Source organism: Nonomuraea longicatena, from assembly GCF_039525605.1.
In the GTDB taxonomy this organism is placed as follows: domain Bacteria; phylum Actinomycetota; class Actinomycetes; order Streptosporangiales; family Streptosporangiaceae; genus Nonomuraea; species Nonomuraea longicatena.
In genome coordinates this window covers 215,602-237,503 of the sequence record NZ_BAAAHQ010000007.1, presented here as the reverse complement: position 1 = coordinate 237,503, position 21,902 = coordinate 215,602, and the positions used below count along the sequence as shown (strand labels likewise).

Sequence of the window (21,902 nt, the reverse complement as noted above, 5' to 3'; positions counted from 1 at the left end):
GGCGGCGGCTGGGGTGGCCGGGCCGTACGGGATGGGTGGGTTCGAGGGCCTCAGCCCTTGTGGGACCTGGCGAGCTTCTTCACCGCGGCCTCGTAGATCTCGTCGCTGTCCAGGCGGCGCAGCTCCTCCGCCAGCAGCTCGGGCGTCTGCCGCCGGGCCAGGGCCACGTGCCGGTCCGGACGGCCCGGCCGCGACAGCGTGGCCTGCCGCGAGTCCGAGCGCACCACCGACAGCTCCCCGTCGCCCAGCGTCAGCCGCACCGACGTCAGCCCCGGCCCCGCCGACTCCACCACCTTCACCGGCGCGCCCAGGCGCTCGGTCAGCCACGCCGCCAGCAGCGGCGCGCTCGGATGCCCGGCCAGCGCCTCGACCACGCCCTTCCGCACCCGTCCCACCTGCTGGTCGAAGGCGGCGGCCAGCAGGCTGCGCCACGGCGTGATCCGCGCCCAGGCCAGGTCGGTGTCGCCGCCGGCATACCCCCTGGCCCGCGTCACCAGCTCCTTGACCCCGTCACCCGACTTGGCGTCGGTGATGCGCCGCTGCGCGAGCATCCCGATCGGGTCCTTGGACACCACGTCGGGCGCCTCGCCCGGCCACCACGCCACCACCGGCGTGTCCGGCAGCAGCAGCGGGCTCACCACCGAGTCGGCGTGCGCGGTCAGCTCGCCGTACAGGCGCAGCACCACCACCTCGCCCGGCGTGGACTCGCCGACGCGCAGCTCGGCGTCGAGCCGGTTGGGCTCGTCGGTCTCCCGCTTGATCACCACGAGGATGCGCGAGGGGTGCTCGCGCGCCGCCTCCGTGGCCGAGCGCAGCGAGTCGTACTGGTCGCGCTCGTCGCAGACCACCACCAGCGTCAGCACCATCCCTATGGCGGGCGCGCCCATCTGGTGGCGCAGATGGGTGAGCTGCGCGGAGATCTTCCCCGCGGTGGTGTCCGTGAGCATGAAACTGGTCATAGCCTTCTCCACACGCGCCCGTCGCGGGCCATCATCTCGTCGGCGGACGGCGGTCCCCAGGACCCGGACGGGTACTCCTCCGGCTGGCCCTGCGTGGCCCAGAACTCCTCGATCGGGTCGAGGATCTTCCACGACAGCTCCACCTCCCGCTGGTGCGGGAACAGCGGCGGGTCGCCGATCATCACATCGAGCAGCAACCGCTCGTACGCCTCCGGCGAGGACTCCATGAACGACTCGCCGTAGGCGAAGTCCATGGACACATCGCGCACCTCCATCGCGGTGCCCGGCACCTTCGAGCCGAACCGCACGGTGATGCCCTCGTCCGGCTGGACCCTGACGACCAGCGCGTTCTGGCCGAGGATCTCGGTGTCGTCCTTGCTGAAGGGCAGGTGCGGCGCCCGCTGGAACACGACCGCGACCTCCGTCACCCGCCGCCCGAGCCGCTTGCCGGTACGCAGGTAGAACGGCACCCCGGCCCATCGCCGGTTGGCGATCTCCAGTTTGATCGCCGCGTACGTCTCGGTCGTGGAGTCGGCGGGGATGCCGTCCTCCTGGAGGTAGCCGACGACCTTCTCACCGCCCTGCCAGCCCTTGGCGTACTGGCCGCGCGCCGTGTTGTGCTTCAGGTCGGCCGGCAGCCGCACCGCCTTCAGCACCTTCTCCTTCTCCCGCCGCAGCGCGGAGGCGTCGAAGGAGGTCGGGTCCTCCATCGCCACCAGCGCGAGGAGCTGGAGCAGGTGGTTCTGGATCACGTCGCGGGCCGCGCCGATGCCGTCGTAGTAGCCCGCGCGACCGGCCAGGCCGATGTCCTCGGCCATGGTGATCTGCACGTGGTCGACGTAGGAGCGGTTCCAGATCGGCTCGTACAGGTTGTTGGCGAAGCGCAGCGCCATGATGTTCTGGACGGTCTCCTTGCCCAGGTAGTGGTCGATCCGGAAGATCGACGACTCCGGGAAGGCCTCGGTGGTGATCTCGTTGAGCTCGTGGGCGCTCTTCAGGTCGTGGCCGAACGGCTTCTCGATCACCACGCGCCGCCACGAGCCCTCGGGGGCGTCGGCGAGGCCGGTCCGCTTGAGCTGCTGCACCACCTTGGGGAAGAACTTCGGCGGCACCGACAGGTAGAACGCATAGTTGCCGCCCGTGCCCCGGGTCTGGTCGATCTCCTTCAACGCCATCGCCAGCGCGTCGAACGCGCCGTCGTCGGAGAACTCGCCGGGCACGAAGTGGATGCCCTCGGCGAGCTGCCTCCAGACCTCCTCGCGGAACGGCGTGCGCGCGTTGGCCTTCACCGCGTCGTGCGTCAGCTTCGCGAAATCCTGGTCTTTCCAGTCACGACGGGCGAAGCCCACCAGCGAGAAGCCGGGCGGCAACAGCCCTCTGTTGCCCAGGTCGTAGATCGCCGGCAGCAGCTTGCGCTTGGCCAGGTCACCCGTCACACCGAACAACACCATCACACACGGACCCGCCACCCTGGGCAGCCGCTTGTCACGCGGATCGCGAAGGGGGTTGACCGCCGCCGGGTTCACCGCTGTGTCCACAGTCGTTCCCGCAGGGGCGGCCGTGCCCGCGACGGCGGCCGCTACGGTCGCGGCCTCCTCGGCGGGCGCTGCCGGGTCATTCATCTCAAGCCTCCTGTGCTGCGGCGAGCAGGTGCGCGACCCCCGCCGCCCGGTCGGTCAGATGCAGGCGTACGGCCGGCCTGCCGAGCTCGGTCAGCGCCGTCAGGTCGCCGAGCGCCTGCGCGAGCTGGAGCGAGCGAAGCGTGTAGGAGCGCCCCGGCACCGGGACGTCGTCCTGCACCACCCCGGTGATCTGCAGGAACACCCCGGTGGGCGGCCCGCCTTTGTGGTACTGCCCGGTGGAGTGCAGATAACGCGGACCCCAGCCGAAGGTCACCGGCCGCGGGGTGCGCAGCGCCAGCAGCGCGCGCAGCGTCGCGGCGTCGGCCGCCATCCAGGCGTCGGTCATCTCCACGAAGTCGGCGCCGTCGGGCACCGGCGCGTCGAAGGCGGCCAGCCGGTCGAGGTAGGCCAGCACCGCCAGGTAGCCGTCGTGGGGGACGGCGTGGAGCAACTCGGAGTAGACGCCGGGCAGGTCATGGGCCGACGTGCTGCCGTAGACCTCGACAGGGCCGTCCACCAGCACCGGCTCGTTCGGCTCGTGCGGCGAGACGAGCAGCGCGGCCGTAGCGCGCTTGGCCGAGGCCACGTCCGGCTGGTCGAACGGGTTGACCTCAAGCAGGCGGCCCACGACCGCCGTCGCGTACTCCCACACCAGGAACTGCGCCCCGAGCGGCCCGTCGACGCGCACGTCTCCGATGTCGGAGGCGATCGCCAGGACCAGTTCGTCGCCCACCCCCGAAGGGTCGGCGCCGACGACCGGCAGGATGCCCCTGCCGTCCTTGCCGGTGGACTCGGCCAGCAACTGCTCGATCCACACCGGCAGCCCGTTCAGCTCGGACAACTGGTCCTCAAGGACCAGCTTGTCGCGCCCGGCCAGCGCCGATCCGCCGATCACCGCGCCCAGCAGCAGCCCGGGGTTGCCCTCGGGCCGCGACAGCAGCGGCGCCACCTCGGCCGCCTCGTCGAGCAGCCGCTCCACCGGCACGCCCGCCAGCGCGCTCGGCACCAGGCCGAACGCCGACAGCGCCGAGTAGCGCCCGCCCACGTCCGGGCGGGCCAGGACGAGCCGGTACCCGGCATCGGCCGCCGCCGGCGCGAGCGGCGAGCCGGGGTCTGTCACGATCACGATCCGCGTCGCCGGGTCGATCCCGGCGTCCTGGAAGGCCGCCTCGAAGATCCGCAGGACGCTGCCGGTCTCGACGGTCTCGCCGCTCTTGCTCGCCACCACCAGGACCGTGTGCGCCAGGCCCTCGGCGAGCGCCCGGCGTACCTGCTGGCTGTCGGTGGTGTCGAGCACGGTCAGCGGCACGTCCGCGCTGTCGCAGACGACCTCGGCGGCCAGCGACGAGCCGCCGGTGCCCGCGAGCACCACGTTCGTCAGCTCCTCGGCCGCCGCCCAGGCGACCAGCTCGGCGATCTCCGGCAGCAGCTCGCGGGAGGTCCGAGGCAGGCTCAGCCACCCCAGCCGGGTGGCCGCCTCCGCCTCGGCCTCCTCGCCCCACAGCGTGGGGTCCCCGGCGGCCAGCCGTCCGGGGACGCCGTCGGCGACGAGTCGCTCCACGGCGGAGACGGCGGCGTGTGCCGCCCTCTCCTCGCGGATCGTGATCTCCACTACCCGACCAGCTTCTTGCCGACGCTTTCGAGCAGTTCGCTCCAGGACGCCTCGAACTTCTCGACGCCCTCGTCCTCGAGGACGCGCACGACGTCGTCGTAGTCGACGCCCGCCTCCTTGAGCGCGGCCATGGTGTTCCACGCCTGCTCGTAGAAGGGCCGGACGGTGTCGCCGGTGACCTTGCCGTGGTCGGCCTCGGCGTCGAGGGTCTTCTCCGGCATCGTGTTCACGGTGCCGGGGGCGACCAGCTCGTCGACGTACATGGTGTCGGAGTACTCGGGGTTCTTCACGCCCGTGGAGGCCCACAGCGGGCGCTGCGGGCGGGCGCCGGCGGCGCGCAGCCGCTGCCAGCGCTCGGAGTTCATGACCTCCTCGAAGGCCGCGTAGGCCAGGCGCGCGTTGGCCACGCCCGCCTTGCCCTTGAGCTCCGGCCGGCCCGCCGCGTCGAGCCGCTTGTCGATCTCGGAGTCGACGCGGCTGACGAAGAACGAGGCCACCGACTCCACGTTCGCGAGGTTCAGGCCCTTGGCGTGGGCGGCCTCCAGGCCGGCCAGCCAGGCGTCCATGACCGCGCGGTAGCGCTCCAGGGAGAAGATCAGCGTGACGTTGACGCTGATGCCCTCGGAGATCGCCTGCGTGATCGCGGGCAGCCCCTCCAGGGTCGCCGGGATCTTGATGAACAGGTTGGGCCGGTCGACCATCCACCACAGCGCGCGCACCTCGGCGATGGTCTTCTCCGTCTCGCGGGCCAGGCGCGGGTCCACCTCGATCGAGACCCGCCCGTCCACGCCGCCGGTGGCGTCGTAGACCGGGCGCAGCACGTCGGCGGCCCAGCGGATGTCGTACGTCGTGATCGCGCGCACCGCCTCGTCGACGCCCACACCGCGCACGGCGAGGTCGTGCAGCTGGGCGTCGTAGGCGTCGCCCTTGCTCAGCGCCGATGCGAAGATCGTCGGGTTGGACGTCACGCCCACCACGTTCTTGTCGCCGATCAGCTGGTCGAGGTTGCCCGTGCGCAGCCGCTCGCGGCTGATGTCGTCCAGCCAGATGGACACGCCCTGGCCGGAGAGCCGATTCAGATTGTCGTTGCCGCTCATCTCAGTTTCCCGTCGTCTCGCCCTTGTCCTGGCCGAGCCTGGCGAGGCTCGCCCTGGCGGCCGCCGCCACACGCTCGGCCGTCAGACCGAACTGCTCGTAAAGCGTCTTGTACGGTGCCGATGCCCCGAAGTGCTCCAGGCTCACCACCTCGCCCGCCTCTCCGACGAACTCCCGCCAGCCGAGCCCGATTCCCGCCTCGACGGCGACCCTCGCGCGCACCGACGGCGGCAGCACGCTCTGCCGGTAGGCCGCGTCCTGCGCGTGGAACCACTCGACGCACGGCATCGACACGACCCGCGTCGGCACGCCCTGCGCCTCCAGCAGCTCACGGGCGCCGACGGCCAGTTCGACCTCGCTGCCGGTGCCGATGAGGACGACCTGGGGGACGCCGTCGCTCGCCTCGCGCAGCACGTAGGCGCCCCTGGCGACGCCCTCGGCGCTGGTGCCCTCGTACACGGGCAGGTTCTGGCGGGTCAGCGCGAGCGCCGCCGGGCGGTCGGTGTGGCCGAGCACGGTCTTCCACGCGTACACGGTCTCGTTGGCGTCGGCCGGGCGGACCACGTCCAGGCCCGGGATCGCGCGCAGCGCCCACAGGTGCTCGACCGGCTGGTGCGTCGGGCCGTCCTCGCCGAGGCCGATCGAGTCGTGCGTCCACACGTAGGTGACCGGCAGCTTCATCAGCGCCGCCAGGCGCACCGACGGGCGCATGTAGTCGGAGAAGACCAGGAAGGTGCCGCCGTACGGCCGGGTGCCGCCGTGCAGCGCGATGCCGTTGAGGATCGCGCCCATGCCGTGTTCACGGATGCCGAAGTGCAGCGTGCGCCCGTAGCGGCCGCCCGGGAACTCCTTGGTCTGGTACTCCTCGGGGATGAAGGACGGCTCGCCCTTCATCGTGGTGTTGTTGGACTCGGCCAGGTCGGCCGAGCCGCCCCACAGCTCGGGCAGCACCCGTGAGACCGAGTTGAGGAACTCGCCGCTGGCCTTGCGGGTGGCGACGGAGCCGCCCACCTCGAACTCGGGCAGCGCGCTCGTCCAGCCTGCGGGCAGCTCGCGGGCGGAGATCCGGTCGAACTCGGCGGCCCGCTCCGGGTTGGTCAGCCGCCACTCGGCGTAGCTCTTGTCCCACTCGGCGTGCGACTCGCGGCCGCGCCGTGCCACCTCGCGGGCGTGGTCGAGGACCTCGGCGGGCACGTCGAAGCTCTTGGCCGGATCGAGGCCGAGGATCTTCTTCGTGGCGGCCACCTCGTCGGCGCCCAGCGCCGAGCCGTGGATCTTGCCGGTGTTCTGCTTGTTGGGCGCGGGCCAGCCGATGATCGTGCGCAGCATGATGAACGAGGGCCGGTCGGACTCGGCGCGGGCGGCCTCAAGGGCGGCGTTCAGCTCCGCGACGTCCTCGGCGTACTCACCGGTACGGGTCCAGTCGACCTTCTGCACGTGCCAGCCGTAGGCCTCGTACCGCTTGAGGATGTCCTCGGACAGCGCGATCTGCGTGTCGTCCTCGATCGAGATGTGGTTGGAGTCGAACAGCACGGTGAGGTTGCCCAGCTTCTGGTGCCCGGCCAGGGCGCTCACCTCGTGGCTGACGCCCTCCTCCAGGTCTCCCTCGGAGGCGATGCACCAGATGTGGTGGTCGAACGGGCTCGTGCCGGGGGCCGCGTCGGGGTCGAACAGGCCCCGCTCACGGCGGGCGGCCATCGCCATGCCGACCGCGTTGCCGATGCCCTGGCCCAGCGGGCCGGTCGTGGTCTCCACGCCGACCGTGTGCCCGTGCTCGGGGTGGCCGGGCGTGAGGCTGTCCCACTGGCGCAGCGTCTCAAGGTCGTGCAGGGTCAGACCGTAACCCGACAGGAACAGCTGGATGTAGAGGGTCAGGCTGGAGTGGCCGCACGACAGTACGAAACGGTCGCGGCCCACCCAGGAGGTGTCGGTCGGGTCGTGGCGCATCGTCCGCTGGAAGAGCAGGTACGCCGCGGGCGCGAGGCTCATCGCCGTACCCGGATGGCCGTTGCCGGCCTTCTCCACCGCGTCCATTGCCAGCGCTCGGACCGCGTCGACCGCCTGCTTGTCGAGGTCGGTCCATTCAAAGGTGCTCAACTGCTCGATCTCCGGAATCTTGGGTTGTCATCGGTGGTGCCGGTTGGCTGATCCCGCCCACACGGGACCCTAACCGAGTAGAGGCGGAGATCGATTCCCAATCCACCCCGTACCCGTCCAGGAGCGGCCGCAGCCCCCCATTGGCCGGACCGGCCGTCCCTGCGACTACAGTTTGGTTGTTCGCTTGAACGCCCGATGCGTCCAATCACGGATCGCTCTAATCAGAGGTTACGCGTTGACTCCGCACACGCTGGAAGCGCCTTGACGGTGCTCACCAACCGGCCGCAGGCCCCGGCCCCGGCCAAGACGCCTGCGCGCTCCATCGGCGCGGTCGTCAAGGCGTACGTCGCCCTGACCAAGCCGCGGGTCATCGAGCTGCTGCTGATCACCACCCTGCCCGTGATGTTCCTGGCCGCCGGTGGGCTGCCGCCGCTGTGGACGGCCCTTTCCATCATGGTCTTCGGCACGCTGTCGGCGGGCAGCGCCAACGCGCTCAACTGCTACATCGACCGCGACATCGACGTGAAGATGCGGCGCACCCGCAAGCGCCCCCTGGCCCGGCACCAGGTCACCCCGAAGGCCGCCCTGGTCTTCGGCGTGGTGCTCGGAGTGCTGTCGGTGGCGGGCATGTGGCTGACCACCAACGCCGTGGCCGCGCTGCTCAACCTGTCGGCGATCCTGTTCTACGTCTTCGTCTACTCGCTGATCCTGAAGCGGCGCACCTCCCAGAACATCGTCTGGGGCGGCCTGGCCGGGTGCATGCCCGTCGTGATCGGCTGGTCCGGCATCACGGGCGGCCTGGAGTGGACGCCACTGGTGTTGTTCGGCGTGGTCTTCTTCTGGACGCCGCCGCACACCTGGACCCTCGCGATGCGCTACAAGGAGGACTACGCGGCGGCCTCGATCCCGATGCTGCCCGTGGTGGCCACCGAGCGCCGCGTGATCAGGGAGTCGATCGCCTACACGTGGGCGACCGTGGCCTGCTCGCTGCTGCTGTGGCCCGTCGCGGGCACCACGCTGCTCTACCCGGCGGTCGCGCTGGTGCTCGGCGTGGTGTGCCTGTGGGAGATCTACCGGGTGCTGGGCCGCCTCAACGCCGGCATGAGCGGTGTCGACCTGCGGCCGATGCGATTCTTCCACTGGTCCAACGCCTACCTGGCGTTGTTGTTCCTCGCCGTCGCCATCGACCCGCTGCTGGCCTGAGCGGGCACACGGCCGGGACACCGAGATCCGCATCCGTTACAGTCACCGTATGGCGTCCCGTGATCCACGCTGGGTGTTCAAGGACCGGCCGTCCTCCGCGTTGATCATCGGGCTGGTCGTGACGGGCATCTGCGCCCTCGTCTCCCTGTCGTACGACGTGTTCAACGGCGCGCCCGTCGCGTTCTTCATCTCGCTGGCCCTCGCGCTGGCGCCGGTGCCGGTGCTCCTCGCCGCGGTGCTCGCGCTCGACCGCATGGAGCCGGAGCCGCGCAGCAACCTGATCTTCGCCTTCGCCTGGGGGGCGGGCATCGCCGTCCTGGTCGCGGGCGTGATCAACTCCTTCAACTTGCACTACATCATCGACGCGGCCAACCTCAGCCCCGACAACGCGCGCAGCGTCGCGGCCACCTTCGGCGCGCCCGTGGTCGAGGAGACCATGAAGGGACTGGTCCTGCTCGGCCTGCTGCGCTTTCGCCGCGCCGAGCTCGACGGGCCCACCGACGGCATCATCTACGCCAGCATGGTCGGGCTCGGCTTCGCGATGAGCGAGAACGTCAGCTACTACGTGGCCGCCCTCACCGAGCAGGGCGTGAAGGGGCTCGCGGTGACCGTGGTGCTGCGCGGCGTGCTCTCGCCGTTCGCGCACCCGCTGTTCACCTCGATGATCGGCATCGCCGTCGCCTACGCCGCCCAGCACACCGGCACGCGCCGCGTCGGCTACGTGCTGGTCGGGTGGGTGGGCGCCATGCTGCTGCACGGTCTGTGGAACGGCATGGCCTCCTACGGCGGGATCGGCGGTCTGGCCATCGCCTACGGCACGCTGCTGCTGGTGCTGCTCGCGCTCATCGGCGTGGTGCTGAAGGACCGGCGCCGCATCGTCGCCCTGCTCCAGCTCTACCTGCCGCCCTACCAGCCGACCGGGCTGGTCAACGGGGCCGACGTGTACATGCTGTCGGCGCTGTCGCGGCGGCGCCAGGCCCGCCAGTGGGCGCGCGTGCGCGGCGGCAAGGCGGGGCTGCGGGCGATGAGCGACTATCAACTGGCGGCGACGGAGCTGGGCCTGCTCCACGACCGGGCGGCGCGGCGGGTGGTCGACGAGCACACCTTCCACACCGAGCAGCGGGCGCTGCTGGAGTGCATGAGCGCGGCCAGAGCGGGCTTTCCGGCTCCGCAGCCCGAGACGGCGCCCGGAGCGCCCGGCTGACCGTGCCAGGCGCCCGTATCCGGATATATCCCGACTGTTGGCGGTGGGGGAGTGGCGGACTTATCCGGTCATACCAGGTCAGGCGCTGGTGGCCGCGAGAGTGGGGGAGGGGACCGGCTCCACGGCGTCGCGCGTCCTGGTCGCCGAGACCAGCCGCAACGTGAAGATCCACACCAGCGTCGCGCCGAGCACGTGCAGCCCCACGAGGAACGCGGGCACCCCGAGGAAGTACTGGGTGTAGCCGATCGCGCCCTGGAGCAGTTCGATCGCCAGCAGCGCGAGCGCGGCCCGCAGCACCGGCCGGGGCGCGCGGCTGACGTACAGCGCGAACACCACGGCGAAGGTCAGCCCGACCACCAGGTAGGCGAGGTCGGCGTGGATCCGGGCGACGATCTCGATGTCGAGGTCGAAGCGGGAGGCCAGTTCGTCGCCCGAGTGGGGGCCGGTGCCGGTGACGGCGACCCCGGCCACCAGCAGCCCGAGAACCGCGGCCACCAGGCCGGCCGTCAGCTTGGCGATGGCCGGGTGGACGAGCAGGCGGGCGGGCCCTGTGCCCTGCCTGGAGCGGGTGTACAGCAGCCAGCACCCGGCCGTCAGGCCGATCGAGAGGATGAAGTGCATGCCCACGGTGAACGGGTTGAGCATCGTCTTGACCACGACGCCGCCCCACAGCGCCTGCGCGGTGATGCCCGCGGGCTGGATGAGCGCCAGCCACAGCAGGTCGGGCCGGGACCCGCGCGAACTCCAGGCCTTGACCACGCAGGCGAACCCCACGGCCAGCACCAGGAAGGTCACCAGCCGGTTGCCGAACTCGACGCCCATCATCACCGGGGAGATCTCCGGGTGGGCGACCGGGACGTAGCTGTCGGCGGTGCACTTGGGCCACTCGGGGCAGCCGAGGCCCGAGCCGGTGACCCGGACCGCCGCACCGGTCACGGTGATGCCCGCGTTGGCGACCACGGAGGCCATGGCGAGGACGGGCAGGCTGAGCCGGGAGGCCAGGCGGCGCGTGGGTAGGTTCACGACATCGATGGTATGGGCCCCTGGTGCCGGTCCCGCCGTCGCCTCTGGCGTGGAAGATCCATTCAGTGTAGTGTGACATATTACCGAGAGGGGGCCGATGTCCGACGTGATCGTCATCGGCGCCGGAGTGGTCGGCGCCGCGTGCGCCTACTACGCCGCGCGCGCCGGGCTCGATGTGACCGTCGTCGACCGAGGCCCCGTCGCGGGCGGCACCACGGGCGCCGGTGAGGGCAACATCCTGGTCTCCGACAAGGAGCCGGGCCCCGAACTGGACCTCGCGCTGCTGTCCAACCGCCTCTGGCGCGAACTGGCCGGCCACGGCGGGTTCGAGTTCGAGGCCAAAGGCGGCCTGGTCGTCGCCGCGACCGCCGACGCCTACCGGCAGCTCACCGATCTGGCTGCCGCACAGGGCGTGGAGCACACGGCGGTTCCCGGCGAGGCGCTGCCCGGCTACGAGCCGGAACTGGCGCCGGGGCTGGCCGGCGGCGTCCACTACCCCGAGGACGCCCAGGTCCAGCCCATGCTCGCCGCCGCCAGGCTCCTCGATCACGGCGCCCGCGCCCACGGCCGGGGCACACTGCGCCTGCGCACCGGCGTCACCGTCACCGGTTTCCTGCGCTCGGGCGAGCGCGTCACCGGCGTACGCACCAGCGCCGGCGACATCCTCGGCGGCGCCGTCGTCAACGCCGGCGGCACCTGGGGCGGCGACCTCGCCCGGCTGGCCGGGGTGCACCTGCCGGTGCTGCCGAGACGCGGCTTCATCCTCGTGACCGAGCCCCTGCCGAAACCTCTCATCAGGCACAAGGTGTACACAGCCGCCTACGCCGAAGGCGTGGCCAGCGACTCCGCCGACCTCGCGACCGCAGCCGTCGTCGAGGGCACCCCGGCGGGGACCGTCCTGATCGGGGCCAGTCGCGAACGTGTCGGCTTCGACCGCACGACCTCGCTGCCCGTGCTCTCGCGGCTGGCCGCCCAGGCGGTCGAGCTGTTCCCGGCGCTGGCCGGGGTCCGGGCCATCCGCTCCTACTGCGGCTTTCGGCCGTATTGCCCCGACCATCTGCCCGTGATCGGCCCCGACCCGCGCGCGCCCGGCCTTTACCACGCGTGCGGCCACGAGGGCGCGGGCATCGGCCTGGCCCCCGCCACCGGCTACCTGCTGGCCCAGCGGCTCGCCGGTGAACGTCCCGAGATGGATCTGCGCCCGTTCCGCCCGGACCGGTTCGGTGAGGAGGAACGGTGACAGAACGCTTCGAGATAGTCTTCGAGGGCCGGGCCGTACCGGTCGTCGCAGGGCAGAGCCTCGGCGCGGCACTGCACGCGGCCGGGATCCGCTCCTGGCGGACCACCCGCTTCGGCGGGCGGCCACGCGGGCTGTTCTGCGGCATCGGCGTCTGCTTCGACTGCCTGGTCAGCGTGAACGGCGCCGCCCCCGAGCGCGCCTGCCTGACCGAGGCCGCGCCCGGCGACGAGGTGAGCGCCACGTGAGCGCCTACGACCTCGCCGTCGTCGGCGGCGGACCCGCCGGGGTCGCCGGGGCGCTCACCGCCGCTCTCCTCGGCCTGCGTGTCGTCCTCCTCGACGGCAACGCGCGCCTCGGCGGCCAATACCACCGCCACGCCCTCGGCGAGCGCCCGAAGGCCCGCTTCGCCCGCCAGTGCGAGGTCCTGTCGGCCCGTGCCGAGGTGCGGACGCGCCGCCAGATCTGGGCCGTCGCCGCCGAGGACGGCGCGTTCACCGTCCATGCCAAGGGGGAGCCGCCGCTCCTCGCCCGCCGCCTGCTCATCGCCACCGGCGCCCACGACCGGCCGCTGCCCTTCCCCGGCTGGGACCTGCCCGGCGTCCTCACCGCGGGCGGCGCCCAGGCGCTGCTCAAAGGCGACGGCGTGGTCGCGGGCAGGCGCGTCGCGGTGGCCGGGACCGGCCCCTTCCTGCTCCCCGTCGCGGCGGGCCTGGCGCGGGCGGGCGCCCACGTGGTCGGCGTCTACGAGGCCTCCAGCGGGCTCGGCCTGGCCGGGCACCCGATCCTGGCGCTGGGGAAGGCCGGTGAGGCCGCGGGGTACGCGCTCAGGCTGGCCCGCCACCGCGTGCCGTACCTGACCGGCCACGCCGTGATCGCCGCCCACGGCGGGCAGGAGGTCACCGGCGTCACCGTCGCCCGCCTCGGCCGCGACTGGCGGGCGCGCTCGGCGAAGCGGGTCGCCTGCGACACGCTCGCCGTCGGCTACGGCTTCGTCCCGCAACTCGACCTTGCCGTCCAGCTCGGTTGCGCCACCGCCTCCGACGCGGACGGCAGCCCCGTCGTGGCCGTGGACGCCCGCCAGCGGACGAGCGTCCCCGGCGTCTGGGCGGCGGGCGAGCCCACCGGCGTCGGCGGCAGCGAACTCGCCGAACTCGAAGGCCGCATCGCCGGCCTCGCCGCCGCCGGAGGCGCCGACGTCCCCGCCGTGCTCCTGCGGCGCCGGGCCCGCCTGCGCGCCTTCGCCGCCGCCCTGCACCGCGCCTACCCCGTACGGCCCGGCTGGACCGGCTGGCTGCGCGAGGACACCCTCGTGTGCCGGTGCGAGGAGGTCCCCCTCGCCCGCGTCCGCGAGGCCCAGCGGCTCGGTGCCGCCGACGCCCGCTCGATCAAACTCCTGGCCCGCCCCGGCATGGGCTGGTGCCAGGGCCGCATGTGCGGCTACGCCGTCTCCTGCCTGTCCGGGCAACCTCAGCAGGCCCCCCGCCGCCCCATCGCCCAGCCGATCACGCTCGGCGAACTCGCCTCCCCACAGAAGGATTCGTGATGACCGATCGCACGCAACCCTGGCACGGCGTCATGGTGGCCACGGCGCTGCCGTTCGACGACGACCTGTCCGTCGACTACGACGCCTACGCCGAGCACTGCCGGTGGCTCGTCGACAACGGCTGCGACGGCGTGGTGCCCAACGGCTCGCTCGGCGAGTACCAGACGCTGACCGCCGACGAGCGCGCCCGCGTCGTCGAGACCGCCGTGGCCTCGGTCGGCGGCGAGCGCGTCATGGCGGGCGTGGGCGCCTACGGGGCGGCGGAGTCCAGGCGCTGGGCCGAGCACGCCCGCGACCTCGGCTGCGGCTCGGTGCTGCTGCTGCCGCCCAACTCCTACCGCGCCGACGAGCAGGCCGTCCTCGGTCACTACCGGCAGGTCGCGGCGGCCGGCGTGCCGGTGGTCGCCTACAACAACCCCTACGACACCAAGGTCGACCTGACGCCCGCGCTGCTGACGAGGCTGCACGCCGAGGGCCTGATCGTGGCGGTCAAGGAGTTCACCGGCGACGTACGACGGGCCTACGAACTGGCCGAACTCGCCCCGGGCCTGGACCTGCTGGTGGGCTCCGACGACGTGCTGCTGGAGCTGGCGCTGGCCGGGGCGGTCGGCTGGATCGCCGGCTTCCCCAACGCGCTGCCCGCCTCCAACGTGGCGCTCTACCGCGCCGCGATGGCCCACGACCTGGAGACGGCGCTGCCGCTGTACCGGGCGCTGCACCCGTTGCTGCGCTGGGACGCGAAGACCGAGTTCGTGCAGGCGATCAAGCTCACCATGGACGAGGCCGGTCGCCGGGGCGGCGCGTGCCGCCCGCCCCGCCTGCCGCTGGACTCGCCCGAGCTGCGCACCGTGATCGCCAAGGTCCTCGCGGACGGGCTGTCCTAGCCTGAGTACGGCCGCCCGCCCCCGCGCGGGCGGCCGCGTCACCACCGACACCGCGTCACCACCGAAGGGGAGCCTTGCGCACACAGAGGGTCTTCCACGCCGTGGACTCACACACCGAGGGCATGCCCACCCGGGTGATCACCGGCGGCGTCGGCACCGTCCCCGGCGCCAGCATGGCCGAGCGGCGCGTCTACTTCCGCGACCATCTCGACCACATCCGCCGCCTGCTCATGAACGAGCCGCGCGGCCACTCCGCCATGAGCGGCGCCATCCTGCAGCCCCCCACCCGGCCGGACGCCGACTGGGGTGTGCTGTTCATCGAGGTGTCCGGGCTGCTGCCGATGTGCGGGCACGGCACCATCGGCGTCGCCACCGTCCTCGTCGAGACCGGGATGGTCGAGGTCGTCGAGCCCGTCACCACCGTGCGCCTGGAGGTGCCCGCCGGGCTCGTCACCGTGGACGTCGCCGTCCGGGACGGCATGGCGCTGTCGGTCACGCTGCGCAACGTCCCCTCCTACACCGACCGCCTCGACGCCCGCGTCGAGGTCCCCGGCTTCGGCGCCGTCCCCTACGACCTCGCCTACGGCGGCAACTTCTACGCCATCGTGGACCTCGCCTCCTACGGGCTGCCGTTCGACCGGGCCGCCAAGGACGAGATCCTCGCCGCAGGGCTCGCCACGATGGCCGCCGTCAATGCCGCCGACGAGCCCGTCCACCCCGAGGACGAGCGCATCAGGGGCTGCCACCACGTCTACTTCGCCGCCCCCGGCTCCACCGCCGCCCACTCCAGGCACGCCATGGCCATCCACCCCGGCTGGTTCGACCGCTCCCCGTGCGGCACCGGCACCAGCGCCCGCATGGCCCAACTGCACTCCAGGGGCGAGCTGCCGCTGGCCACCGACTTCGTCAACGAGTCCTTCATCGGCACCCGCTTCGTCGGCCGCGCCCTGGAGGAGACGACCGTCGGCGGACGGCCCGCGATCGTCCCGTCCATCACCGGGCGTGCCTGGGTGACCGGCACCGCCCAGTACTTCCTCGACCCCCGCGACCCGTTCCCCGAGGGGTTCCAGCTGTGATCCGCACGGTCGACTACCACACGGGCGGCGAGCCGTTCCGCATCGCCGTGGACGGCGTGCCCGAGATCCCGGGCGCCACCGTGGCCGAGCGCCGCCGGAACACCGGGCACGTCGACCACCTGCGCCGCCTGCTGTGCCACGAGCCGCGCGGGCACGCCGACATGTACGGCTGCTTCCTCGTCCCGCCCGACGACGCCGGCGCCGACCTGGGTGTGCTCTTCTGGCACAAGGACGGCTACTCCACCGCCTGCGGCCACGGCACCATCGCCCTCGGCGTCCACGCGGTCCAGGAGGGGCTCGTGCCCGTGACCGGCGCCGTGACCCCGGTGGTGGTGGACGTGCCCTCCGGCCGCGTCACCGCCCTGGTGCGGTGCGAGGAGGGGCGGGTGGTGTCGGTGGCCTTCCGCAACGTGGCCTCGTACGTCGTCGCCCGGGACGTGCCCGTCGAGGCCGTCACTGGGGACGCCCCTGGGGACTCCACTGGGGCCGCCCCGGGGGACGTCACCGTGGACCTCGCCTACGGTGGCGCCCTGTACGCCAGCGTGCCCGCCTCCGCGTTCGGCCTCACCGTCGAACCCGAGCACCTGCCCGCGTTCGTCGCCGCCGGCCGCCGGGTGAAGGCCGCGCTGAGCGGCCACCCCGACCTGTACGGAGTGATCTTCCACGAAGAGGTCGGCGGGCCGCTCCACCAGCGCAACGTCACCGTGTTCGCCGACGGCGAGGTGGACCGCTCCCCGTGCGGCTCCGGCACCTGCGCCCGGCTGGCGCTGCTCGCCGAGAGCCACGGCGACGGGCTGGTGCTCACGCACGACAGTGTGGTCGGCTCCCGTTTCGTCGCCCGCGTCGTCGCGCGCACGGAGCAGGGGATCGTGCCCGAGGTCGAGGGCATGGCCTACCGGACCGGCCGCCATGTGTTCGACCTCGACCCGGCCGACCCCGTCGGCCATGGCTTCACCCTCCGCTGAAGGTCCCAGGAAGGCAGGCCCGGTGTCGCAACCGCCGTATCTCGATGCCGCCGCGATCGAGCGGCTGGTGCCCCCCGCCCGCGCCGTGGACCTCCTCGAAGCCGCCCTGCGCGACGGGCTCGACCCCGAGGCCGCGCCGCCGCGCCCGTCGATGCCGTTGCCCGGCGGGGAACTGCTGCTCATGCCCGCCTCCGGCGGCCGCTACGCGGGGGTCAAGGCCGTCACCGTGGCACCGGGCAACCCCGCGCGTGGACTGCCCCGGATCCAGGGCGCCTACCTGCTGTTCGACGGCGACACGCTGGCCCCGCTCGCCGTTCTCGACGGCCTCGCGCTGACCGCGTCGCGCACCCCTGCGGTCTCGGCGCTGGCCGCCCGCCACCTGGCCGCGCCGGACTCCCGTACGCTCACGGTCTTCGGCTCCGGACCCCAGGCGTGGGGCCATGTCCGGGCACTGCGCGCCACCCACCCCCTCGACGAGGTCACCGTCGTCGCCCGCAACCCGGTCACCGCCGCCGCGCTCGCGGGCCGCTGCGCCTCCCTCGGGCTGTCGGCGGCCGTCGCGGGCGGGCGGGAGCAGGCCCACCGCGCGGTCGCCGAGGCCGACATCGTGGCCTGCTGCACCACCTCCAGGCAGCCGTTGTTCCCCGGCGCCCTGCCGCGCGACGGTGCCCTGGTGATCGCGATCGGCTCCCACGAGCCTGGCGCCCGCGAGGTCGACGACGACCTCGTCGTACGCTCCACCGTGGTCGTCGAGGCCAGGGCCTCAGCCTTGGCCGAGGCGGGCGATGTGATCATTCCGGTCCGTCACGGTACGATCCCCACTGGTCATATCGCCGGTAATCTCGCCGAACTCGTCGGCGGAGCGGTGCAAGCGGGCCAGGGGCCGAGGCTGTTCAAGGGCACGGGCATGGCCTGGCAAGATCTGGTGGTCGCGGCGGCGGCCTATGAGGCGTGGGCCCAAGGGAGAGGATACGCGTGATGGCTGCGGAGGACCGGCTCGACCTGCCCGTGGTAGGTGAGCGGCAGAGCCTGCGTGAGCAGGTCGCGCACGCGCTCCGGGCGGCACTGATCACCGGCGAGATGCGGCCCGGGGTCGTCTACTCGGCCCCGGTGCTGGCCGGGCAGTTCGGCGTCTCGGCGACGCCGGTCCGCGAGGCCATGCTCGACCTCGCCAAGGAGGGGCTGGTCGAGGCCGTGCGCAACAAGGGCTTCCGCGTCATGGAGCTGTCCGACCGCGACCTCGACGAGCTGACGGAGATCCGCCAGCTGATCGAGGTGCCCACGGTCGCCCGGCTGGCCTCGGCCGAGCGGGCGGCCGACTTCGAGCGGCTGCGTCCCCTCGCCGAGGAGATCGTCACGGCGGCCGAGAGCGGCGACCTGCTCGCCTACGTCGACGCCGACCTTCGCTTCCACGTGGAGCTGCTGTCGCTGTCCGGCAACGCGCACCTGGTCGAGGTGGTCCGCGACCTGCGCAACAGGGCCCGGCTCTACGGCCTGCCGCAGCTGCGGGAGCGCGGCGAGCTCGCCGACTCGGCCCGCGAGCACCTCAGGCTCCTCGACGCGCTCAAGTCCGGCGACCGGGCGGCCGTCGAACACCTCATGACCACGCACATCAACCACGTCAGAGGCATCTGGGCCAACCGTCCGGAGTGAGCCCGCTCAGCCCTTCCTGCGGACGCGGGTGGCCCCGAGGCTGGCGCCGACCACGCACAGGATGGCCGCCCACTCGCGGACGTCGAGGATCTCGCCCAGCAGCATGAGCCCGATCAGCGCCGCCATGGCGGGTTCCAGGCTCATCAGGATGCCGAACACGTGCTTGGGCATCCGGCGCAGCGCCTGCAGTTCCAGGGAGTAGGGGATCACCGACGACAGCAGGCCCACGCCGAGGCCGATGAGCAGCAGCTCGGGCTGGAGCAGGTCGGCGCCGCCGCTGGCCACCCCGACGGGCGCGATCACGATGGCGGAGACCACCATCGCGAACGACAGGCCCGTCGCGCCGGGGAACCTGCTGCCCGCGGCGGCGGCCAGCAGGATGTATCCGGCCCAGCACGCCCCCGCCACCAGCGCGAACGCGATGCCGGCCCAGCTGACCGACGCGGAGTCGCCCCACGGCGCCATCAGGAGCACCCCGGCGGCCGCGAGCCCCACCCAGGCCAGGTCGAGCCGGCGCCGGGAGGCGGCCACGGCGACGCCGAGCGGGCCGAGGAACTCGATCGCGACCGCGATGCCGAGCGGCAGGCGGGCGATGGCCTCGTAGAACGTCAGATTCATCACCGCGAGCGTGAGGCCGAACCCGACGCCGATGGCCCAGTCGCGCAGCGACATCCCGCGCAGCTTCGGCCGGGCGATCGCGCCGATGATCAGAGCGCCCGCGGTGATGCGCAGGAAGACGACCGCGCTCGGCGGCAGCACGGCGAACAGGTCCTTGGCGAACCCGGCGCCCAGCTGCACGGAGAAGATGGCCAGCAGGACCAGGCCGGACGGCGGGATCGAGTCGGCCGCCGTGCGCAGCAGCCCGTTGGGTCCGGGCAGGCGAGAGCGGTCCAGGGAGTCGTCGAGGGCGAACGCGGTCACGGGGGTCCTTCGGCGGGGAGACTGTCGTCAGAGGGTACTCACCCCGGCGCCGCCGCCAGGCGGCGGGGCCGTGCTCACTCCCAGCGTGCTCACTCCCGGCGGGCTCACTCCCGGCGGACTCACTCCCGGCGGGCTCACTCCCGGTGGGCGCTCACTCCCAGCGGAAGGTGCGCGCCGCCAGGCCCAGCGTCACGACCGCCCACGCGGCCAGCACCGCCAGTGCCCCCAGCGGGAGTCCGCCCCCGGCCGACAGCACCGCGCGCAGGCCGCCCGTCAGCGCCGAGATCGGCAGCAGTTCCAGCACCGGCCGGACGCCCTCGGGGAACTTCGACAGCGGGAACACCACTCCGCCGGCGCCCAGGAGCACGAGGTAGACGAGGTTGGCGGCGGCCAGCGTCGCCTCCGCCCGCAACACCCCGGCCATCAGCAGCCCGAGCCCGCTGAAGGCGGCCGTGCCCAGCAGCACCAGCAGCGCCGCCCCCAGGAACGACCCGGCGGGCCGCCACCCCAGCATCAGCGCCACGCCCACGATGAGCACCACCTGAAGGAGCTCGACGAGCAGCACCGCGGTGGTCTTGGCCAGCAGCAGCCCGGACCGCGACAGGGGAGTGGCGCCCAGCCGCTTCAGCACGCCGTAGCGGCGCTCGAAGCCGGTCGCGATCGCCTGCCCCGTGAACGCCGTCGACATGACCGCCAGCGCCAGTACGCCGGGGGCCAGGAAACCGACGCGGCTGCCGCCGCCGATGTCGATCAGCGGCGCCAGCGAGAAGCCCACCAGCAGCAGCACCGGGATGACCAGCGTGAGCAGCAGCTGCTCGCCGTTGCGCAGGATGGCCCGCACCTCGGCGCCCGCCTGCGCGAGCACCATCCGGGGGAACGGCGCCGCACCGGGCGCCGGGGTGAGGTCGAGGGTGGTCATCGCAGTTCGCGTCCCGTGAGTTCGAGGAAGACGTCTTCGAGCGTGCGGCGCTCGATGCTCAGGTCGTCGACGGTGACGCCCTCGGCCGCGCACCAGGCGGTGACGGTGGCCAGCAGTTCGGGCCCGACCTGCCCTTCGACGATGTAGTGCCCCGCGGGCGACTCCTTGGCCGCGCTGCCGACGGGCAGGGCGTTGAGCAGCTCCTCCAGCGCGAGGCCGGGGCGGGCGCGGAAGCGGAGCTGGCGCTCGGCGCCGGTGAGCTCGGCCGGGCTGCCCTCTGCGACGACGCGGCCCCTGTCGATGATGACGACGTGGTCGGCCAGGCGCTCGGCCTCGTCCATGTAGTGGGTGGTCAGGGCGACGGAGACGCCTGCGGTGCGCAGGTCGCCGACGAGGTCCCAGCAGGCGTGCCTGGCCTGGGGGTCGAGCCCGGCGGTCGGCTCGTCGAGGAAGACCAGCTCCGGTCGCCCGACGACGGCCGCGGCCAGCGACAGACGCTGCTGCTGGCCGCCGGACAGCCGTCTGAACGGGGTGCGGGCGTGCTCGGCGAGGCCGAGCCGGGCGAGCAGCGCCCGAGGGTCGAGAGGGCGCGCGTGGAAGCGGGCGACCAGCCGCAGCCACTCGGCGCAGCGCATGGCCGGGGGCACGCCGCCCGACTGCAGCATGACGCCGACGCGCGGGCGCAACCGGGCGTCGGCGGGGTCGGCGCCGAGAACGCGGACGGTGCCCGCGTCGGCGCGGCGGAAGCCCTCGCAGATCTCGATCGTGGAGGTCTTGCCCGCGCCGTTGGGGCCGAGGATCGCGGTCACCCGGCCTCGGGCCGCCGAGAGCGTGAGGCCGTCGAGGGCGGTGCTGCCGCCGTACCGTTTGACCAGGTCGATGATCTCGACGGCTGGGGAATCCATGCCAGAAGTCTAGGGACTGGCGGCGGTGCTCCGGGCTGCGGCCTCCACGGCGGTGGAGGCGCGCGTGTAAAGGCTTGCGTTGCAACCGGCCAAGTCGCCTGACCGCCGGACACGGCCCGTGATTGTGTGACCTGGGGGGCTCGTTCATCGAAGGAGGGGAAGTGTCAGTTCGCACTGCATACGACCCGGGCGTTCCCTGCTGGGTGGATCTGTCCAGCACCGACGTACCGGCCTCGGTGCGCTTCTACGGCGAGTTGTTCGGCTGGACCGCGCGCATGTCGGATGACCCGGAGGCGGGCGGGTACGGCCAGTTCTACTACGGTGACCAGGCCGTGGCGGGCGTCGGCCCGGTCCAGCAGGAGGGGGTCCCGACGGTCTGGAACGTCTACGTCAGCACCGACGACGCCGCCGCGCTGGCCGGCCGGGTGAAGGACGCGGGCGGCACGGTGGTCGCCGGGCCCTTCCCGGTACTGGACCAGGGCACGATGGCGGTCTTCCAGAGCCCGGACGGCTCCTACGTCTCGGCCTGGCAGCCGCGCGGGCACCACGGCGCGGAACTGGTCAACGAGCCGGTCTCCTTCTGCTGGAACGAGCTGGTCAGCCGTGACGTCGAGGCGGCCACCCGCTTCTACGGCCCGGTCTTCGGCTGGAAGCCGCACACCCAGGACATGGGGGGCTTCGCCTACACCGAGTGGCAGAAGGGCGGCGAGTCCGTCGCCGGGATGATGGCGATGGACTCCGACTTCCCGGCGGAGACGCCGTCGCACTGGGCGACCTACTTCGCGGTCGCCGACCTGCCCGCGACGATCGCCAAGGCCCGTGATCTCGGGGCGGCGGTCCTGGTCGAGCGCATGGAGGCGCCGCCCGGCCCGTTCGGGATGCTGCTGGACCCGCAGGGCGCGGTGTTCTCGGTCATCCAGCTCCACGAGCACGCCTGAAATATTCCTAAAAATTGGGAATGCTGAGGGATTGAGGGCTGTT

20 protein-coding genes are annotated in these 21,902 nt (G+C 72.5%); 11 read left to right on the top strand and 9 right to left on the bottom strand.

Features of this window, described 5'->3' with window-relative positions; translation table 11 throughout:
- Window positions 1-50: 50 nt before the first annotated feature.
- The 5 genes from ABD120_RS09000 to tkt are packed head-to-tail and all read right to left on the bottom strand — an operon-like array spanning window position 51 to window position 7,322.
- Complete coding sequence (locus ABD120_RS09000; RefSeq protein ID WP_343949271.1) at window positions 51-959, bottom strand: glucose-6-phosphate dehydrogenase assembly protein OpcA; 909 nt, start codon at window positions 957-959, stop codon at window positions 51-53.
- A complete protein-coding gene (gene zwf / locus ABD120_RS08995; RefSeq protein ID WP_343949270.1) occupies window positions 956-2,581 on the bottom strand; it encodes a glucose-6-phosphate dehydrogenase in 1,626 nt (541 codons plus the stop codon). The genes ABD120_RS09000 and zwf overlap by 4 nt, the downstream gene beginning before the upstream one ends.
- 1 nt (window position 2,582) lies before the next feature.
- Complete coding sequence (locus tag ABD120_RS08990) at window positions 2,583-4,193, bottom strand: glucose-6-phosphate isomerase (protein ID WP_343949269.1); 1,611 nt, start codon at window positions 4,191-4,193, stop codon at window positions 2,583-2,585.
- Window positions 4,193-5,290, bottom strand: a complete 1,098-nt coding sequence (gene tal, locus ABD120_RS08985; RefSeq protein ID WP_343949268.1) for a transaldolase — start codon at window positions 5,288-5,290, stop codon at window positions 4,193-4,195. Before tal ends, ABD120_RS08990 begins: the two co-directional genes overlap by 1 nt.
- A gap of 1 nt (window position 5,291) precedes the next feature.
- Window positions 5,292-7,322 (bottom strand): transketolase, encoded by a 2,031-nt coding sequence (gene tkt / locus ABD120_RS08980; RefSeq protein WP_343949323.1) that lies wholly within the window; start codon window positions 7,320-7,322, stop codon window positions 5,292-5,294.
- A gap of 324 nt (window positions 7,323-7,646) precedes the next feature.
- On the opposite strand from tkt, the gene ABD120_RS08975 reads away from it, so the two are divergent.
- Together ABD120_RS08975 and ABD120_RS08970 are read left to right on the top strand one after the other, a co-directional pair.
- Window positions 7,647-8,588 (top strand): heme o synthase, encoded by a 942-nt coding sequence (locus ABD120_RS08975; protein ID WP_343949267.1) that lies wholly within the window; start codon window positions 7,647-7,649, stop codon window positions 8,586-8,588.
- A gap of 49 nt (window positions 8,589-8,637) precedes the next feature.
- Window positions 8,638-9,792: a PrsW family intramembrane metalloprotease gene (locus ABD120_RS08970; protein ID WP_343949266.1), complete on the top strand. Its 1,155-nt coding sequence runs from the start codon at window positions 8,638-8,640 to the stop codon at window positions 9,790-9,792.
- Window positions 9,793-9,870: 78 nt separating this feature from the next.
- Here the strand turns inward: ABD120_RS08970 and ABD120_RS08965 are convergent, their stop codons facing one another.
- On the bottom strand, window positions 9,871-10,815 hold the full coding sequence (locus tag ABD120_RS08965) for a COX15/CtaA family protein (protein ID WP_343949265.1): 945 nt from the start codon (window positions 10,813-10,815) through the stop codon (window positions 9,871-9,873).
- 97 nt (window positions 10,816-10,912) lie between these two features.
- On the opposite strand from ABD120_RS08965, the gene ABD120_RS08960 reads away from it, so the two are divergent.
- The 8 genes from ABD120_RS08960 (at window position 10,913) to ABD120_RS08925 (ending at window position 18,176) form a co-directional block, all read left to right on the top strand.
- The gene (locus ABD120_RS08960) at window positions 10,913-12,055 is read left to right on the top strand and encodes an NAD(P)/FAD-dependent oxidoreductase (protein ID WP_343949264.1); all 1,143 of its coding nucleotides are present in this window, start codon (window positions 10,913-10,915) and stop codon (window positions 12,053-12,055) included.
- The gene (locus ABD120_RS08955) at window positions 12,052-12,300 is read left to right on the top strand and encodes a (2Fe-2S)-binding protein (protein ID WP_343949263.1); all 249 of its coding nucleotides are present in this window, start codon (window positions 12,052-12,054) and stop codon (window positions 12,298-12,300) included. The genes ABD120_RS08960 and ABD120_RS08955 overlap by 4 nt, the downstream gene beginning before the upstream one ends.
- Entirely contained in the window at window positions 12,297-13,598 is a 1,302-nt protein-coding gene (locus ABD120_RS08950) for an FAD/NAD(P)-dependent oxidoreductase (protein ID WP_343949262.1), read from the top strand. Before ABD120_RS08955 ends, ABD120_RS08950 begins: the two co-directional genes overlap by 4 nt.
- A complete protein-coding gene (locus ABD120_RS08945; RefSeq protein ID WP_343949261.1) occupies window positions 13,598-14,482 on the top strand; it encodes a dihydrodipicolinate synthase family protein in 885 nt (294 codons plus the stop codon). The genes ABD120_RS08950 and ABD120_RS08945 overlap by 1 nt, the downstream gene beginning before the upstream one ends.
- A 74-nt stretch (window positions 14,483-14,556) precedes the next feature.
- Window positions 14,557-15,558 carry a proline racemase family protein gene (locus ABD120_RS08940; protein WP_343949260.1) on the top strand — a complete coding sequence of 334 codons (1,002 nt, stop codon included), beginning with the start codon at window positions 14,557-14,559 and terminating at the stop codon, window positions 15,556-15,558.
- Window positions 15,555-16,523 carry a proline racemase family protein gene (locus ABD120_RS08935; RefSeq protein WP_343949259.1) on the top strand — a complete coding sequence of 323 codons (969 nt, stop codon included), beginning with the start codon at window positions 15,555-15,557 and terminating at the stop codon, window positions 16,521-16,523. The genes ABD120_RS08940 and ABD120_RS08935 overlap by 4 nt, the downstream gene beginning before the upstream one ends.
- A gap of 22 nt (window positions 16,524-16,545) precedes the next feature.
- Window positions 16,546-17,502: an ornithine cyclodeaminase family protein gene (locus tag ABD120_RS08930; protein ID WP_343949258.1), complete on the top strand. Its 957-nt coding sequence runs from the start codon at window positions 16,546-16,548 to the stop codon at window positions 17,500-17,502.
- On the top strand, window positions 17,502-18,176 hold the full coding sequence (locus ABD120_RS08925; RefSeq protein ID WP_343949257.1) for a GntR family transcriptional regulator: 675 nt from the start codon (window positions 17,502-17,504) through the stop codon (window positions 18,174-18,176). The genes ABD120_RS08930 and ABD120_RS08925 overlap by 1 nt, the downstream gene beginning before the upstream one ends.
- A 6-nt stretch (window positions 18,177-18,182) precedes the next feature.
- Here the strand turns inward: ABD120_RS08925 and ABD120_RS08920 are convergent, their stop codons facing one another.
- The 3 genes from ABD120_RS08920 to ABD120_RS08910 form a co-directional block, all read right to left on the bottom strand.
- A complete protein-coding gene (locus ABD120_RS08920) occupies window positions 18,183-19,097 on the bottom strand; it encodes an EamA family transporter (RefSeq protein ID WP_343949256.1) in 915 nt (304 codons plus the stop codon).
- Window positions 19,098-19,248: 151 nt separating this feature from the next.
- Entirely contained in the window at window positions 19,249-20,016 is a 768-nt protein-coding gene (locus ABD120_RS08915) for an ABC transporter permease (RefSeq protein ID WP_343949255.1), read from the bottom strand.
- A complete protein-coding gene (locus ABD120_RS08910) occupies window positions 20,013-20,921 on the bottom strand; it encodes an ABC transporter ATP-binding protein (protein ID WP_343949254.1) in 909 nt (302 codons plus the stop codon). Before ABD120_RS08910 ends, ABD120_RS08915 begins: the two co-directional genes overlap by 4 nt.
- A 161-nt stretch (window positions 20,922-21,082) precedes the next feature.
- Between ABD120_RS08910 and ABD120_RS08905 the strand changes: the two genes are divergently transcribed.
- Window positions 21,083-21,859 carry a VOC family protein gene (locus ABD120_RS08905; RefSeq protein ID WP_343949253.1) on the top strand — a complete coding sequence of 259 codons (777 nt, stop codon included), beginning with the start codon at window positions 21,083-21,085 and terminating at the stop codon, window positions 21,857-21,859.
- Window positions 21,860-21,902: the final 43 nt, after the last annotated feature.

Bases quoted from the DNA above. Each gene is read 5' to 3' on its own strand.
- ABD120_RS09000 (WP_343949271.1), bottom strand. From the start codon at position 959: ATGACCAGTTTCATGCTCACGGACACCACCGCGGGGAAGATCTCCGCG.
- zwf (WP_343949270.1), bottom strand. From the start codon at position 2,581: ATGAATGACCCGGCAGCGCCCGCCGAGGAGGCCGCGACCGTAGCGGCC.
- tal (WP_343949268.1), bottom strand. From the start codon at position 5,290: ATGAGCGGCAACGACAATCTGAATCGGCTCTCCGGCCAGGGCGTGTCC.
- tkt (WP_343949323.1), bottom strand. From the start codon at position 7,322: ATGGACGCGGTGGAGAAGGCCGGCAACGGCCATCCGGGTACGGCGATG.
- ABD120_RS08970 (WP_343949266.1), top strand. From the start codon at position 8,638: ATGGCGTCCCGTGATCCACGCTGGGTGTTCAAGGACCGGCCGTCCTCC.
- ABD120_RS08960 (WP_343949264.1), top strand. From the start codon at position 10,913: ATGTCCGACGTGATCGTCATCGGCGCCGGAGTGGTCGGCGCCGCGTGC.
- ABD120_RS08945 (WP_343949261.1), top strand. From the start codon at position 13,598: ATGACCGATCGCACGCAACCCTGGCACGGCGTCATGGTGGCCACGGCG.
- ABD120_RS08925 (WP_343949257.1), top strand. From the start codon at position 17,502: ATGGCTGCGGAGGACCGGCTCGACCTGCCCGTGGTAGGTGAGCGGCAG.
- ABD120_RS08915 (WP_343949255.1), bottom strand. From the start codon at position 20,016: ATGACCACCCTCGACCTCACCCCGGCGCCCGGTGCGGCGCCGTTCCCC.
- ABD120_RS08910 (WP_343949254.1), bottom strand. From the start codon at position 20,921: ATGGATTCCCCAGCCGTCGAGATCATCGACCTGGTCAAACGGTACGGC.